This is a genomic window from Nesterenkonia suensis (assembly GCF_054782935.1).
In genome coordinates, this window is sequence record NZ_BAAGRN010000001.1 from 813,306 (window position 1) to 829,319 (window position 16,014).

The following is a 16,014-nucleotide window of genomic DNA, read 5'->3' on the forward strand; positions in this document are numbered from 1 at the left end:
GTGCGGAGACGTGGGGGACGGCCCGGATCCCTGTCAGCGTGATCCCTGTCAGCGTGATCCCTGTCAGCGTGATCCCTGCGCGATGGCGCGGCGGATCCGTTTGGCCGAGACGGTCTGCGCGGTGCCCAGCTGCTGAGCGAAGAGATTGACCCGCAGCTCCTCCAGCATCCACTTCACCCTGGCGAGCTGCTCGGGCACCGGAAGCTGGGCGGGCACCGCCTCGACCGCGGCGTCGTAGGAGTCTTCCAGCTGCTGGACCAGTGCCATGTCCTCAGCGTCCTTGGTGAGTCCCTGTCCGGCCTCGAGCCGGTCCAGACGCACGGACATGGCCTGCAGGTACCGGGGCAGATGCCGCAGCTGTGCCGCGCCGGTGGCGGAGACGAAGCCCGGATGCACCAGCACCCCCAGCTGGGCGTGCATGTCGCTGACCGCCGGCTTCAGGGACGCAGACCCGGCAGAGTCCAGTCGTGCGGCCACCTCGGAGGCCGAGCCGAGCACCTTGGCGACGACGTCGGTCAGCTCCAACACGGTCTCGATCAGCTCCGCGCGGGCTGCGCGGGAGATCCTCTCGAACTCGGTGGCGCTGAAGGGCAGCTCCTCGGGCACCAGGTGGTCCAGAGCGGCCGTGGTGCAGTCGGCCACCAGGGACTCCACGGTCCCGTGCGGCGAGCGGCCGAAGGCCAGTCGCTCACGGTTGCTGAGATGATCCACCACATAGCGCTGCGGCGAGGGCAGGACCTCGCGCAACAGGGCGACCACACCGGACCGGTGCACCCGGCGCTGGTCGGCGGCGGAGTCCTGGATGGTGCAGCGGACCCCGCGGCGCCCTGGCGGCTCCTCGGCCAGAGCCGGATACCCGGTCACCTCGCGGCCGCCGACGGTGCGGCTGATCTGCGGGGGGAGGTCGCCGAAGGTCCAGGCGGTCTGCTCGCGCTGGTCCGGCACCGGCGAGGGAGCCGCGCCGGCGCCGCCGTCGGCGTCGCCCCGGCCTGCGCGCCGCTGCTTCCCGGACGTTCCCGGTCTTCGCGCCTGTCCCGGTCGGCCAGGTCCCCCGGAGGGTCCGGACTGTGCGGCAGAGGTGTCGCCGGGGCCCGTGCCGGTGCTGGAGACCTCGGCGCCGCCGCCGGCCAGGGACCGACTGATCGCTTCACGGTTCTGCTGAGCGAAGCGCAGCTGCAGCTCCTCCAGGTTCTGCGAGCTGTCCAGCACACGCCCGCGCTCGCTGATCACCGCGTAGGTGAAGCGCAGGTGGGCCGGCAGTCGGTCGAGCGCGAGGTCCTCGGGATCCACCCGCACGCCCCGCAGGCGCTGCAGCACGGCGGCCAGGGAGGGAGCCAAGGGATCCTCCCCGGGAGAGAACTCGTCCTCCACGAGCTCCCGCGCCTGGGCCGCCACGTCCGGGGCGGGGACGAAGTTCTTCCGCAGCTGCTTGGGCATCGACCGGATCAGCTGGGTGATCAGCTCAGCGCGCAGCCCGGGGATCAGCCAGTCGAAGTGTTCGCGACGCAGCTGGTTGAGGAACAGGACCGGGATGCGGACGGTCACGCCGTCAGCGGTGCCGCTGCGAGACTCGCCGACGCTCCAGGTCGTGGGATTGAACTCATAGCGCAGTTCAAGGCGCAGTCCCTCGAGGTCCAGGTGCTCGGGGAAGGCGTCGATGTCGATCTCCTCGGCGGCTTCGCCGAGCAGCAGCTCGTCGGTGAGGTCGAGCAGCTCCGGCGTCTCGTGGCGCTGGGTCTTCCACCAGGCGTCGAAATGCCGCTGCGAGACGATCGTCTTCGGCACACGCTCATCGAAGAAGGCGAAGAGCTGCTCCTCCGAGGCGCGCAGATCCCGGCGCCGGGTGCGGTTCTCCAACTCGTCGAGCTCCTGGAACCGCTGCCGATTGCGTCGGTCGAAGTGATGGCGGGTGGTCCAGTCACCCTCGATCAGTGCCCGACGGATGAACAGCTCCCGGCTGTGCTCGGCGTCGATGCGTCCGAAGAGCACCTGGCGGTCGGCCACCACCGGGACCCCATAGAGGGTCACCTTCTCGGTGGCGACGGCGGCTCCCTTCCGGGAGGACCACCGGGGCTCGGAATGGGTCCTCTTCACCAGATGCGGCGCCAGTTCCTCGACCCACGCCGGGTCGATGCGAGCCACGGTCCTGGCCCACAGGCGAGAGGTCTCGACCAGTTCGGCGGCCATCACCCAGTCATGGGACTTCTTGAACAGCCCGGAGCCTGGGAAGACGGCGAACCGGGTGCCGCGGGCCCCCTGGTAGTCGCGCGTCCGAGGCGAGTAGAGACCGATGTGGCTCAGCAGTCCGGCCAGCAGCGATCGGTGGATCGCATCGTGGCGTGCCGCCGGCTCCACCGGCATCTGGCTACGTCGCGGCGGCCGGGCGAGCGGTCCCACGTCCGCCTGCTTCGCGAGCTCGGCGAGCTGGACCACCAGGTCCTGCCATTCGCGGACCCGCAGATAGTTCAGATGCTCCCGCCGGCACATCTTGCGGAACTGGTTGCCGGAGAGCTCCTGCTGCTGGTCCAGCAGGTGCCGCCAGAGGTTCAGCAGCGCGGAGAAGTCGGAGGCGTCATCGGCGAAGCGCCGGTGCATCTCGTCGGCCTGCTGGCGGACCTCGGCGGGGCGTTCGCGGGGGTCCTGGATGGACAGCGCGGCCACCAGCACGATGATCTCCTCAAGGCAGCCTCGCCGCCCGGCCTCGACCATCATCCGGCCGAGTCGCGGATCCACCGGCAGCTGAGCGAGAGTCCGCCCCACCGGGGTGATCGAGCCGCGTCGTGGAGGGCGGTCTGCGCCCCGGTCTGTGTCTCGGTCTGTGCCCCGGTCCGCGCTGTTGTCCCGGCCGCCCGGGTGCAGAGCCCCCAGCTCGGTCAGCAGTCGGACGGCATCGGTGACGGCCTTCGCGTCAGGCTGCTGGACGAAGGGGAAGTCCAGCAGCTCCTCCGGGGTGCGGGTGATGCCCATCGACGACATCTGCAGCAGCACCGAGGCCAGGGAGGTGCGCAGGATCTCTGGGTCCGTGAACTCCGGGCGCGACTCGTAGTCCGCCTGCGAATAGAGCCTGATGCAGATGCCGTCGCTGGTGCGGCCGCAGCGCCCCGCCCGCTGGTTCGCACTGGCCTGGGAGATGGCCTCGATGGGGAGCCGCTGAACCTTCGTCCGGGTGGAGTACCGCGAGATCCGAGCGGTGCCGGTGTCGATGACGTACTTGATCCCGGGCACCGTCAGGGAGGTCTCGGCGACGTTGGTGGCCAGCACGATCCGGCGTCGGCCGCCGGGGGAGAAGACCCGCTTCTGCTCGGACAGGGAGAGCCGCCCGAACAGCGGAAGGATCTCGGCACCGGCGAGCCGTCGGTCACGCCGGGTCACCTCAGCCAGCGCGTCCGCCGCGTCGCGGATCTCCCGCTCGCCGGGGAAGAAGATCAGCATATCGCCGTCGGGCTCCTCGGCGAGCTCCAGCACAGCGTCGCCGACGGCGTCGATCATGTCCCGCTCCTCGGCGGAGCCTGCGCCGGAAGTGTCCTGGTCGAACTCGTCCTCCTCGGCGGCGTCGACGTCCGGCCTCAGCGGTCGATAGCGGACCTCGACCGGGTAGGTGCGCCCCGAGACCTCGATGATGGGCACGGTGGGGTTCTGCGGATCCGAGCTGAAGTGCTGGGCGAATCGCTCCGGATCGATCGTCGCGGAGGTGATGACGAGCTTCAGGTCGGGCCGCTTCGGCAGCACCGATTTCAGGTAGCCGAGGATCACATCGATGTTCAGGCTCCGCTCATGGGCCTCGTCGATGATGATCGCCGAGTAGCGGCGCAGCAGGGGATCACGGCGCAGCTCGGTCAGCAGGATGCCGTCGGTCATCAGCTTCACGGCGCTCGACTCGGAGACCTCGGAGGTGAAGCGGACCTGGTAGCCGATGTCCTCCCCGATGCCGGTGCCCAGCTCCTCGGCCAGGCGTTCGGCCACGCTGCGGGCCGCCAGACGTCGAGGTTGGGTGTGCCCGATCATGCCCTGGTCCTGCAGACCGAGCTCGAGGCACATCTTCGGCAGCTGAGTCGTCTTTCCCGAGCCGGTCTCTCCGGCGACGACGACCACCTGGTGCGTGCGCAGCGCCTCCATGATGGGCTCGCGTTCACCGGTCACGGGCAGCTCAGCGGGGTAGTTCAGCTCCTCCGCGGTGAAGCGCCGCCGTTCGGCGTGGCGCCGGGGTCCACTGGTCGCCGCTCCGGCGTCCGGACGGGGGCGGCGGCGGGAGGAGGTGCGCGTGGAGTCAGGCATGGCGTCTCCGAGTCTATCGAGTCTGTGGACCCTGGCGGATCGGATGAGTGGCAGCACGACGGGTGCTCGTCGGGGTCGGCAGGTTCCTCCACGACGGGTGCGTCCATCACCCAGGGGGCGCGTCCATGGGAGCATATGTCTCGATCCCTCAGGCGGGCCTCGGGTCGCCGACGCCGGGATCCCCATCCGAGACAGTGGAGGAGGACCACCATGTCCAGGGTCCAGGCAGGAGCTGCTCGTCGCAGGCTCCGAGGAACGGCGGGGCTCGCCGCGATGACGTTGATGCTGACCAGCTGTGGTGCCGACGGAGGCGGTGAGGATCCCGCCGCGTCGGCGGAGGAGCAGAGCTTCTCCATCGGCATCGCGCAGCCGGTGGCGCACCCTTCGCTCGACGCCACCAGGGAAGGCTTCCGGGCCGCTGTCGAAGACTCCGGTGCCCAGGTGGACTGGGAGGAGCAGAACGCTCAGGGGGATCCTTCCACCGAGGCAACGATCGCCTCGCAGCTGGCGGGAGGGGGCCATGACCTCATCGCCACCATCGCGACCTCTCAGTCCCAGCAGGTCGCCACTGCGACCCAGGCCGGGGACACCCCGGTGCTGTTCATGGTCATCACCGATCCGGAGGCGGCGGGGCTGGTGGAGTCCTGGGAGGCCCCCGGTGGACATATGACCGGCACCTCGGATGTGAACCCGGTCGACGAGCAGCTGGAGCTGATCACCGAGATCGACCCCTCCGTGACGACGCTGGGGATCCTCTACGCCTCCGGGGAGACCAACTCCCAGGTGCAGGTGGACCTGGCCGAGGAGGCCGCCGAGGATCTCGACCTGGCGATCCGTACGGCCACTGTGACCAATTCTGCGGAGGTCCAGCAGGGAGTCGAGGCGCTCGCCGACGTCGACGCCCTGTGGATCCCCACCGACAACGTGGTGGTCTCGGCTCTGGAGTCCGTCATCCAGTTCGGCCAGCAGCGTCAGATCCCGGTCTTCGCCGCTGACGTCGATTCCGTCGCCCGCGGCGCCGTGGCCACGTTCGGCGTCGATCACCACGCCATCGGTCGGCAGTCCGGCGAGATGGCGCTGCGGATCCTGGTGGACGGAGAGGACCCGGCGACGATGCCGGTGGAGATGACAGAGGAGCACGAGCTGCATGTGAACCGCGAGGCCGCTGAGCGCATGGGCTTGGAGCTCCCTGAGGAGCTGCTCGACGTGGCCGACGTGGTGGTGGGAGAGGGAGGCTGACTCCGGACTGCACTGCGACAGAGCTGTCACTGGGCTGTGACAGGCGTCACGGTTCCTCGATTAGGCGCCCGGCCGAGCTTGTGGTTAGGATGGATATCGCTGTTCGACGGAGTGAACGGAACGAGGCTTGCCGGTGACGGCGGGATAACGGTCCCGGATGCTCCTGAGGCGGCAGCTCGCGCGAGTGGCGGAATTGGTAGACGCGCTGGCTTCAGGTGCCAGTGCCTTCACGGGCGTGGGGGTTCAAGTCCCCCCTCGCGCACGAGTGCCGAGAAGGGCCCCGGAGAGAATCTCCGGGGCCCTTCTCGTGTGCTCGCCGAGTGGTGGTGTGAATCTTGACACAGGGGTGTGCCATAAATAGTCTTTTGGGAGGACAAAAAATGGTGAGATGCTCCTCGATCGGGCTCCACGGCATTGTGCGGGGGAGCAGAGTCGATCTTCCCGCGTGCTCCCGAGGGAGTCGCGGTGTTCCTCAGCGATCCCGGCCGGGCGACGGCTTCACCCATGGTTGTCTTGCTCATGCACTCGACCCCAGGAGGACCCATGCCAACGCAGACCACCAGGCCTCGACTCACGGCCGCCGTATGTGCCGGGATGATGGCAGTCTCGCTCGGAGCGATCGCTGTGCAGCCCGCGGCGGCGGCCGCACCGGCTGGCAGCATCTATGCGGAGCGCGAAGCCCCGGGCACTTCGGGCAGCGTCGGTCGCCCCGACAGCCCTGGGAACTCCGGCGACGCCGGTCGGCCTGACGGCCCGGGCAATTCGGGAAGCGCCGGTCGGCCTGACAGTCCCGGGAACTCCGGAAACGCCGGTCGCCCGGGGGAGGTCGACGAGGCCGCTGAGTGTGCCTTCGCTCCGGAGGGTGGTCGCACCGCCTACGACGCCGACCGGGACTCGCTGCGCGCCCACAGCGACGACGACATCCGCATCGGCAATGTCGCGGCCGGCGGCGGCCACCACGGCGATGAGGAGTACCCGGATCCCTTCCCGGACGACGCCGACTACCGGGAGCACTTGGCCGAGGAGTACTCCTCCATCACTCACGAGAACTACCTGAAGTGGGAGTTCGTCCACCCGGAGGAAGGGGTCTATGACTTCGAGGCCGCCGACGCCGTCGTGGAGTTCGCCCAGGCCCATGACATGGACGTCCGCGGCCACGCGCTGTCCTGGCACTCGCAGAACCCCGACTGGCTGGAGGAGGGGGAGCACAGCCCTGAGGAGCTCCGCGAGATCCTGGAGGACCACGTGCGCACTGTGGTCTCCCGCTACGCCGGCTGCATCCAGCAGTGGGATGTCGCCAACGAGATCTTCGGTGACGACGCCGAGGCTACGATCCGGGACGAGGAGAACATCTGGATCCGCGAGCTCGGTGTGGAGATCCTCGACGACGTCTTCCGCTGGGCCCACGAGGAGGACCCCGACGCGCTGCTGTTCTACAACGACTATAACGTCGACGGCATCAATGCCAAGTCTGACGCCTACTACGACCTCGTCCAGGAGCAGCTGGAGCGCGGCGTCCCAGTCCACGGCTTCGGTGCCCAGACGCACCTGAGCATGAACTACGGCTTCGACGAGACCTATCAGGAGAACCTCGAGCGTTTCGACGCGCTCGGACTGCACACCGCAGTGACCGAGATCGATGTTCGCGGAGACGTCGGCGAGGACGACAGGATGAGCGATGAGGACCGCGCCGGCGCCGCCGAACGGTTCGAGACCGTCCTGCAGGCCTGCCTGGAGGTGGAGAACTGCCACTCGTTCACCGTCTGGGGCACCTTGGATGCCCACAGTTGGGTCCCCAACACCTTCCCGGGCGAGGGTGACGCGACCCTGCACGAGGGTGACTACGAGCGCAAGCCCACCTACTGCATCCTCCAGCGCACGCTGGTGGAGCACCAGGAGGGCGCTGCGGCCTGGGCTGAGGACGCCGCCTTCGAGGAGTGCCGCGGCATCCTCGACGAGGCAGGTGTCTGAGCGGGGGTCAGGCCTCGCCGGACTCCATGCGGCGTTTCACATCGGCTGCGTACCGGTCCACGTACTCCTGCCCGGAGAGGCGCATGATCTGGTACATGATCTCATCGGTCACGGCACGTTGGGCGAACCGGTCCTCCGTATGGCCGTGATAGGCCTCGAAGGTCAGCGGCCGACCGATGATCATGCCGACCCGACGGATGGAGGGGATCTTCCTGCCGGTCGGCTGGACCTTGTCCGTGCCGATCATCGCCACCGGGATCACCGGCACCTGTGTGCGAAGTGCCAAGCGACCGACGCCGAGCTTGCCTCGGTAGAGCCGTCCGTCCGGGCTGCGCGTGCCTTCGGGGTAGATGCCGAGCAGTGCTCCTTCCCGCAGGGCCTGCTCTCCGGCATCCAGAGAGTTCTGGCTGGCTCGTCCGCCTGAGCGGTCCATCGGGATCTGGCCGGTGATGTCGAAGAACTTCTTGGTCACCCACCCGGTCGGTCCCCGTCTGACGAAGTAGTCCTTCTTGGCCAGGAAGCGGACCGGCCGCGGGACCTTGACCGGCAGGAAGACCGAATCGGAGAACGAGAGGTGATTGGAGGCCAGGATCGCCGGTCCCTCGTCGGGGATGTTGTCCAGCCCCTTGACCCAGGGGCGGAAGACGGCATTGACTGCCGGACCGACGGCAAAGGTCTTCGCGACGTAGTAGAACACGGGCCGGGGATCCTTCCTCGGGGCTGGGGCCGGGGCTGGGGCGGGTCGTGCGTGGGGGCGCACTCGGACAGGCCTCTCCGGGGCGGCCTCGGCCGGGCTCGCCCGAGATCCACTGTAGACCGTCGATCAGCGGATAGGGTGGTGTCATGGCTCACAGCAGAGTGCCGGTCGAGGGTGACTCCTCGTCCTCGGAGACGTCGGCGGCTCCCTCCCGGGAGAGGCTGGGAGTCCTGCTGCTCCACGGCTTCACCTCCACGCCGGCCTCGATGGAGCCGGTGGCCTCCGCCCTCCGCGAGGCGGGCTGCGACGTGCAGGTTCCGACGCTTCCCGGCCATGGGACACGCTGGCAGGACCTCAATGCGACGTCGGCCGAGCAGATCCTGCGTGCGGCGGTGGCGGGTTGGGACCGACTCGCCACCCGTCGTCGGCGGGTCGCCGTCGTCGGGCTCTCGATGGGTGGCGCCCTGGCCCTCCATGTGGCGGCACGGCGCAGTCCCGCGGCCGTGGTGGTGATCAACCCCTGCCTGCGGCTGAAGCCCGTCCAGCTGGTGTTTGCCCGACTGGCCGGGAGAGTTCTGCCCTCCGTGGCCCCGGTGGCTGGAGACATCGCCAGGCCCGGGGCGACGGAGGAGGCCTATGATCGCACCCCGCTGCGCGGGGTGGACATGCTGGGGCGGCTGATCGCCCGAGTCCGTCGGGAGCTGGGCGAGGTCCGTGCCCCAGTCCTGCTGCTGCGTTCGGCGACCGACAATGTCCTTCCCCGGGTGTCAGCGGATACCCTGGGGAGGACCATGGATCCGGGGCAGCTGACCGAGGTCGTGCTGGAGCGTTCGCGACACGTGGCCACCCTGGACCATGACGCCGACGCCATCGGACGGCTCGCGCTCGATTTTCTGGGCGTCGCCGACAGGAACCACGAGCCGCCGACCGGCCGGCCCGAGAAGCCGACACTCTCAGGGGAGGACGAATGACCCGCCACCGCGATGACGACCCCAGCGCGATCTTCAGCCGTCGGGGGGCGGCCCGTCCTGTGGGCAGCCCGGGGAAAGGCCCCCGGGACTGGACCGTGGACGAGGCCGCGCTCGACGACGCCGACGACTTCCGTCCGCCCAATCCGAAGAATCCGCTGGCCGGAGCCAAGCCCGGTGTGGTGCTGGGCGCCCTGCTGGCCGTCGGAGGGCTGGTGGCGATCCTGGTGCTGACGTGGCTTCCCTCGACGCCGCCCTCCTGGGTCGCTCCGGCGCTCATCGGTGTCATCCTCGTCGGCCTGGTCACCCTCTTCCTGCAGATGCCGAGGAACCGAGCAGGATCGGGGGACGGAGCCCAGGTCTGAACGGGGCCGACGCACGAGACGGCCGCGTGGACAGGAGGCCCCCGCGGTCACTAGTGTGAGTCGGACCACATGGTTGTTACCATCAGGTAGAACCGCACGGCGGGAGCCGCATCGCGCCCCTGCCGCCACCGCAACGGTCTGTCGACAGAGGAGTCCATCCGTGAAGGAATTCGCCGCCCCCCGGGCCATCGAGGTCCCTGCCGAACTCAACATCACCGACCTGCTGGAGCGTCAGGTCGACGCGGACTCCACGAATGTGCTCTTCGGTCGGCAGCTCAGCCCCGGAGAGTGGACCGACATCACGGCCGGCGAGTTCCGCAAGGACGTCGTCGCGCTCGCCAAGGGCCTGGTCGCCCGCGGAATACAGCAGGGCGACCGGGTGGCCATCATGGCCCCCACCCGCTACGAGTGGACTCTGCTGGACTTCGCCATCTGGTACGCAGGCGCTGTGACGGTGCCGATCTATGAGACGTCCTCGCCGTCCCAGGTCGCCTGGATCGTGGAGGACGCCGAAGTGCGCCTGGCCTTCGTGGACAGTGCCCCGCATGAGAAGGTCGTCGACCGAGCCGTCTCCCAGGAGAAGCTCGAGTGCCTCACCGGGGTGCTCCGCCTCGACAACGAGGACATCACGGAGCTCCGTGCCGCCGGCGCCGACGTCGACGAGGCCGAGATTGAGAGGCGCCGTTCCAGCGCTGGCCTGTCCGACCTGGCCACGGTCATCTACACCTCGGGGACCACCGGGCGTCCCAAGGGGTGCGAGCTCACCCATGGGAACTTCACCGAGCTCTCCCTGCAGACGACGCACTCTCTGGGGCATGTCGTGCACAGGGACTCCTCGACGGTGCTGTTCATCCCGCTGGCGCACGTCTTCGCCCGCTTCATCTCAGTGTTGTGCGTGGCCGCCGGGGCTCGCGTGGGTCACACCTCGGACATCAAGGACCTCGTCGACGACCTCGGCACCTTCCATCCGACGTTCCTGCTCGCCGTGCCCCGCGTGTTCGAGAAGATCTACAACGCGGCGATGATGAAGGCCGAGGCCGACGGCAAGGGGAGCATCTTCCAGAAGGCCGCCCAGACCGCGATCGACTGGTCCACAGCGCAGGAGTCCGGCAAGGTGCCCTTCGGGCTGGCCCTGAAGCACAAGCTCTTCTCCAAACTGGTCTATTCGAAGCTTCATGCCCGTATGGGCGGGCAGGTGACCCATGCCGTCTCCGGAGGCAGCCCGTTGGGTGCGCGGCTGGGCCATTTCTTCCACGGCATCGGGGTGACCATCATGGAGGGCTACGGACTCACCGAGACCACGGCCCCGATCACGGTCAACACCCCGGAGAAGCTCAAGATCGGATCCGTCGGCACCCCGCTGCCCGGCTGTGCGGTGAAGATCGCCGAGGATGGAGAAGTTCTGGGCAAGGGGGTGTGCGTCTTCGCCGGGTACCGCAACCGACCGGATCTGAAGGCGGAGGCCTTCACGGAGGACGGCTGGTTCCGCACCGGAGACGTCGGCTCGCTGGACGACGAGGGCTTCCTGACCATCACCGGTCGCAAGAAGGAGATCCTGGTGACGGCGGCCGGAAAGAACGTGGCCCCTGCTCAGCTGGAGGACCAGATCCGCTCCGATGCGATCGTCTCCCAGGTGGTCGTGGTCGGGGACGGGCGGCCGTTCGTCGCCGCACTGATCACCCTGGATCCCGAGACCCTGCCGCAGTGGCTCGAGCGGCACGGCATCGACCCGCAGACTCCGATGAGCGAGCTCATCACCCGGGAGGAGATCATCGCCCATGTGCAGGGTGTGGTGGACCGGGCGAACGAGTCGGTCTCTCGGGCGGAGTCGATCCGTACCTTCCGTCTGCTCGAGGAGGACTTCACGATCGAGTCCGGGCACCTGACGCCGTCGATGAAGATCAAGCGGCCCAGCGTCATGAAGGACTACTCCGACGTCGTCGACGACCTCTACGCCCAGGCGGCGGCTGCGCGCGATCGCTGACCCGACGCGGCGGCGGCCAGGCTCCCCGGGCGCGCAGTCCAGCATCTGGACTGCGCGCCCGGGGCATTGGGTCGACCGCCCGTATGAGTCTTAGGCTGGAGACGTGACTACTACGCCAGAGAAGACGCCAGCCCAGACCCCGTTGACCGCGCCCGGTGAGATTCTGCACACCGGTGCCGCCGACTATCCGGGTCTCGACGAGTGGCGTCGGCTGCCCATCAAGCAGCAGCCCGACTGGCGGGACCACCCTGACTTCGACGCGGCCATCTCCGAGCTGTCCTCCAACCCTCCGCTGGTCTTCGCCGGAGAGGTGGACAAGCTCAAGCGACGCCTGGCCAAGGTCGCCTCCGGGGAGGCCTTCCTGCTGCAGGGCGGCGACTGTGCGGAGACCTTCTCCGGTGCGACGGCGGACAAGATCAGCGCCCGGGTGAAGACTCTGCTGCAGATGGCGGTGGTGCTCACGTACGGCGCCTCTCTGCCGGTCGTGAAGATGGGCCGCATGGCGGGCCAGTTCGCGAAGCCGCGCTCCTCCGACATGGAGACCCGCGGTGATGTGACGCTGCCCAGCTTCCGGGGCGAGATCATCAACGGCTTCGACTTCACCGAGGCCTCGCGGGTTCCGGACCCGAAGCGCATGGTCCGGGCTTACCACACCTCCGCCGCCACGCTGAATCTGGTGCGGGCGTTCACGGAGGGAGGTTTCGCGGACCTGCGGGCCGTCCAGCAGTGGAACAAGGGTTTCATGGAGAACCCGGCCCACGCCCGCTACGAGTCCATCGCTGGTGAGATCGACCGTGCCGTACGGTTCATGGAGGCCTGCGGCGCCGACTTCGACGCTCTGAAGCGCACGGAGTTCTACGCCGCCCACGAGGCTCTGCTGCTGGACTATGAGCGGGCTCTGACGCGGATCGATTCGCGCACCGGAGAACCCTACGTAACCTCCGGACACTTCGTCTGGATCGGGGAGCGCACGCGGGAGCTCGACGGGGCGCACGTGGACTACCTCTCGCGCGTGCACAACCCGTTGGGCGTCAAGCTCGGCCCGAGCACCACGGTGGAGGACCTGCTGGCGCTCATCGAGAAGCTCGACCCCCAGCGCGAGCCAGGTCGCCTGACCTTCATCACCCGGATGGGAGCGAAGAACATCCGGGAGAAGCTGCCGCCGCTGGTCGAGGCGGTCCGGGACTCCGGCGCACAGGTCGTCTGGGTCACGGACCCCATGCACGGCAACACCATCACGGCCAAGAACGGCTACAAGACGCGGCAGTTCGACGATGTCATGGACGAGGTCCGCGGGTTCTTCGAGGTGCACCGTTCGCTCGGGACGTACCCCGGAGGGCTGCATGTGGAGATGACCGGTGACGACGTCGCAGAGTGCCTGGGCGGATCGGACATCATCGACGAGTCGGCCTTCGACGCCCGCTACGAGTCCTTGTGCGACCCCCGACTGAACCACAAACAGTCCCTGGAGCTGGCCTTCCTGGTTGCGGAGGCCCTGACCCAGTCGCGGAGGTCCTGACCCGGATCAGACGCCGACGCCCCGGAGGTCCATGGCCGACAGCGCCGTGGGCTCCGGGGCGTCTCCGTCTCCCAGGCTGGGGATGATCTCTGGGCTCAGCCCGAGGTACCAGGCGAAGAGCACCAGCAGAGCGCCGCAGATCATGATGACGGCGATGGTCAGCCAGGTGCGGGTGGGCGTCGGACGTGCCAGCTCCACCGTCGGCCGCTGCCGACGACGGCGATCATCATGGGGGTGGTGGCGACGACGCCGCACCCAGGCGAGTGGGCCGTGATCGGCCGACACGTCGTCGTGCTCCGCCTCGGGGCGGCTCCTCGGGAGGGCAGGCCCCACGGCCGAGAACTCGGTGGTCTCCTCCGCGGCGGGGTGTGGTGGAGCATCGGCGGCCCAGGTGAAGACCTCGGTCGCTTCGGACGCCCGGTGGTCTTCGGGACTGTGCGCCTCAGCACCGGTCGCCTGCGACATCTCCGTCGTGGCCTCGTCCGGGGCGGCGGTCTCCGGCACCTCTGGGGTCTCCACGGAGCGGAACGCCTCGGTGGGCACCTCGGCGACCGTCTGCCGTTCCGCGACGTCGAGCGTGGCGCCGGCCCGGGCATGGAGCAGGGCGGCCGCGACATCGTCGTCCCACGCGTCGGCCTCCACACGCGTAGGGAACTCCTCCCTGGTATTCAGCGCGAGGGTGTGGTCCTCACCCTCCTGATCGTCGCGGAGCGGTGCCGGGTCCTCCGGCTCGTCCTGCTGCACGGCGTGCGCGTCCCGTTCCTCGGCGTCCGGGCTCACCGCGCCGCCCCATGCTTCGTCGGCGATGCTTCCCCCGACGGGCAACACCGAGGTGCCGGCGGGCGCGGCGGACGGCGTCGGGCCGGGCTGGGCGTCGGTGGGTGGAGCAGCGGGGGCCGGGAGGTGGTCGAGCTCCTCCTCCCGGAGCCCCTCTCGGCACCGGGTGACCAGGGAGAGGAGCTCGTCGGCATGCTTGGGCCGCTCGTCGACTGTCGGACGCGTGGCGGCTCTGACGATCTCGTCCAGCGCGGGGGAGAGCCCCGGCACTGCGGCCGAGGGCGCCGGAACCGTGGAGTTCACATGCTGGAACGCGACCCGCACCGGAGAGTCCCCGGTATAGGGCTGCACTCCGGTGAGCATCTCGTAGAGCAGGATCCCGACCGCGTAGATGTCGGCCCGTTCGTCGGCCCCTTCACCGGAGAGCAGCTCGGGGGAGATGTAGGCGACAGTGCCCATCAGGGTGCTCGTGCCGGAGTGATGGGTGGCGGCCCGAGCGAGGCCGAAATCGGCGAGCTTGATCCGGCCGTCGCGGGAGACCAGCACGTTCTCGGGTTTGATGTCGCGGTGCACGAGGCCGGCCCGATGGGCGGCGCCGAGCCCCTGCAGGATCGACTCCGTGTAGGTCAGCGCCAGTCGCGGCGTCATCGGTCCCCGCTTGAGCAGGGTGCGCAGAGTCGCACCGGGGACGTGCTCCATCACCAGATAGGCGGTCTCTCGAGTCTGTCCCTGGTCCAGGACCTGGACCACGTTGGGGTGAGAGATCAGGGCCGCGTTGCGAGCCTCCTGCTCGAATCTCTCCACAACCTTGCGGTCCTCGGCCAGATGCGGGAAGAGCACTTTGAGGGCCACGTGGCGGCCCAGGCGTCCATCGCGCGCCAGATAGACCGTGGACATGCCGCCTCGGGCCACCCGGTCCTCGATCTCATAGCGTCCGTCGACAGTGGTGCCCATCCACGGATCAGGCAGTTCGGTGCTCACCTGGTCCAGCCTAGCGAAGACGGGCCGGTCCTCATCGACTGCGCCGCACCAGACGGTGGCTGACGTCGCGCAGGTCGACCAGGACGTCCTCCGCCACACCCATGTCCTGCAGCCGCTGGGTTTCCTCCCGGCTGCGCAGCATCAGGGACTCGATGCTGCTTTCGACCTCTGCGACGGCTCCGCAGGCGGTGAGGATCTCTCGGGCGCGGTCCACTGCGTCCGTGGAGAGGTCGGGATCGCCGAGCATCGACTCCAGCTCACGTGCCGCGGCCTCGGGGGAGCGGAAGAGGCCGTAGGCGATCAGCTCGGTCCGCTTGCCCTCACGCAGATCGTCGCCTACCGGTTTGCCGGTGGTCTCGGGGTCCCCGAACACGCCGAGGAGATCGTCTCTCAGTTGGAAGGCCTCACCCACGGGCAGTGCGGCGGCGGCGAGCCGTCGTCGCAGTGGCTCCTCAGCGCCGGCCAGAGCCGCACCCAGCACCACGGGGTGCTCGGTGGAATAGCGGGCCGCTTTGTAGCGCAGCACCTTCCGCGCACGGGTCACCGCCTGGTGCTCGTCGGCGGCGGGGGGTGCGACCTCGGCGTGGATGTCGAGGTACTGACCCGCGATGACGTGGGTGTGCATCTGCTGGAAGCTGTGGCGGGCCGCGGTGAGCGCAGCAACGGAGGGGTGGAGCGTCCGTGCGGCGTCCTGAGCCTCAGCGAACGCCTCACCGGCCCAGGACAGGGCCAGGTCACCGGCCAGGATCGCTCCGGAGGTGCCGAAGTGTGCCGGATCTGCGGCGAATCCCTGGTCCCGGTGCAGGGCCTCGAATCGGCGGTGAGTGCTCGGTCGGCCGCGGCGAGTGGCCGATCGGTCGATGACGTCGTCGTGGATCAGGGCCGCCGCCTGGAAAAGCTCCAGGGAGACGGCGAGACGGTCCAGCGCTGTGTGCGGTGCGGCGGTGCCTCCGGCAGCGCGCCACCCGATCCAGGCGAGCACCGGTCTCAGCCGCTTGCCGCCATCGGTGAGCTCGGTCAGGAAATCGGCCACCGGGGCAGCGTCACCGGAGACCTCCGCGACCTCCTGCCGACGTGCCGCCAGATGGTGGGCGCAGCAGGAGGAGACGTGGGAGATGAAGTCAGGGGTCCGCATCTGAGGGTGTCCTCCGGGTGTCGGGCTGCTGGCCGCGCGACGTCGCCGGCCTCGATCGTGGCTGGCCTCGCGGGCGGCCGACGCCAGCCTATCCCGTCAGCGG

Annotated in this window: 10 protein-coding genes and 1 tRNA gene; 7 read left to right on the forward strand and 4 right to left on the reverse strand. The window is 68.9% G+C overall.

Translation table 11 applies throughout. The annotated features are described in order from the left end of the window. Positions 1–63: 63 nt before the first annotated feature. A complete protein-coding gene (hrpA, locus tag ACYVKI_RS03530; protein WP_460688952.1) occupies positions 64–4,275 on the reverse strand; it encodes an ATP-dependent RNA helicase HrpA in 4,212 nt (1,403 codons plus the stop codon). A gap of 210 nt (positions 4,276–4,485) precedes the next feature. Here hrpA and ACYVKI_RS03535 point away from each other — a divergent pair, with 210 nt between their 5' ends. The 3 genes from ACYVKI_RS03535 (at position 4,486) to ACYVKI_RS03545 (ending at position 7,485) form a co-directional block, all read left to right on the forward strand. Continuing rightward, on the forward strand, positions 4,486–5,514 hold the full coding sequence (locus ACYVKI_RS03535) for an ABC transporter substrate-binding protein (protein WP_460688953.1): 1,029 nt from the start codon (positions 4,486–4,488) through the stop codon (positions 5,512–5,514). A gap of 178 nt (positions 5,515–5,692) precedes the next feature. Further along, positions 5,693–5,776: transfer RNA gene (locus ACYVKI_RS03540), tRNA-Leu, on the forward strand. 281 nt (positions 5,777–6,057) lie between these two features. Then, entirely contained in the window at positions 6,058–7,485 is a 1,428-nt protein-coding gene (locus ACYVKI_RS03545) for an endo-1,4-beta-xylanase (RefSeq protein WP_460688954.1), read from the forward strand. A gap of 7 nt (positions 7,486–7,492) precedes the next feature. Here the strand turns inward: ACYVKI_RS03545 and ACYVKI_RS03550 are convergent, their stop codons facing one another. Further along, positions 7,493–8,182: a lysophospholipid acyltransferase family protein gene (locus tag ACYVKI_RS03550; RefSeq protein WP_460688955.1), complete on the reverse strand. Its 690-nt coding sequence runs from the start codon at positions 8,180–8,182 to the stop codon at positions 7,493–7,495. A 146-nt stretch (positions 8,183–8,328) separates the two neighbouring features. On the opposite strand from ACYVKI_RS03550, the gene ACYVKI_RS03555 reads away from it, so the two are divergent. The 4 genes from ACYVKI_RS03555 to ACYVKI_RS03570 all read left to right on the forward strand — a co-directional run bounded on the left by ACYVKI_RS03555 (position 8,329) and on the right by ACYVKI_RS03570 (position 13,018). Next, on the forward strand, positions 8,329–9,153 hold the full coding sequence (locus ACYVKI_RS03555) for an alpha/beta hydrolase (RefSeq protein ID WP_460688956.1): 825 nt from the start codon (positions 8,329–8,331) through the stop codon (positions 9,151–9,153). Beyond that, positions 9,150–9,515: a hypothetical protein gene (locus tag ACYVKI_RS03560; RefSeq protein WP_460688957.1), complete on the forward strand. Its 366-nt coding sequence runs from the start codon at positions 9,150–9,152 to the stop codon at positions 9,513–9,515. Before ACYVKI_RS03555 ends, ACYVKI_RS03560 begins: the two co-directional genes overlap by 4 nt. A 160-nt stretch (positions 9,516–9,675) precedes the next feature. Next, on the forward strand, positions 9,676–11,499 hold the full coding sequence (locus ACYVKI_RS03565; protein WP_460688958.1) for an AMP-dependent synthetase/ligase: 1,824 nt from the start codon (positions 9,676–9,678) through the stop codon (positions 11,497–11,499). 142 nt (positions 11,500–11,641) lie between these two features. Next, positions 11,642–13,018 carry a class II 3-deoxy-7-phosphoheptulonate synthase gene (locus tag ACYVKI_RS03570; RefSeq protein WP_460689394.1) on the forward strand — a complete coding sequence of 459 codons (1,377 nt, stop codon included), beginning with the start codon at positions 11,642–11,644 and terminating at the stop codon, positions 13,016–13,018. Between the two features lie 6 nt (positions 13,019–13,024). Here ACYVKI_RS03570 and ACYVKI_RS03575 read toward each other — a convergent pair whose 3' ends face one another. Continuing rightward, positions 13,025–14,776, reverse strand: a complete 1,752-nt coding sequence (locus ACYVKI_RS03575; protein ID WP_460688959.1) for a protein kinase domain-containing protein — start codon at positions 14,774–14,776, stop codon at positions 13,025–13,027. Between the two features lie 31 nt (positions 14,777–14,807). After that, positions 14,808–15,911, reverse strand: a complete 1,104-nt coding sequence (locus tag ACYVKI_RS03580; protein ID WP_460688960.1) for a polyprenyl synthetase family protein — start codon at positions 15,909–15,911, stop codon at positions 14,808–14,810. Between the last annotated feature and the right edge of the window lie 103 nt (positions 15,912–16,014).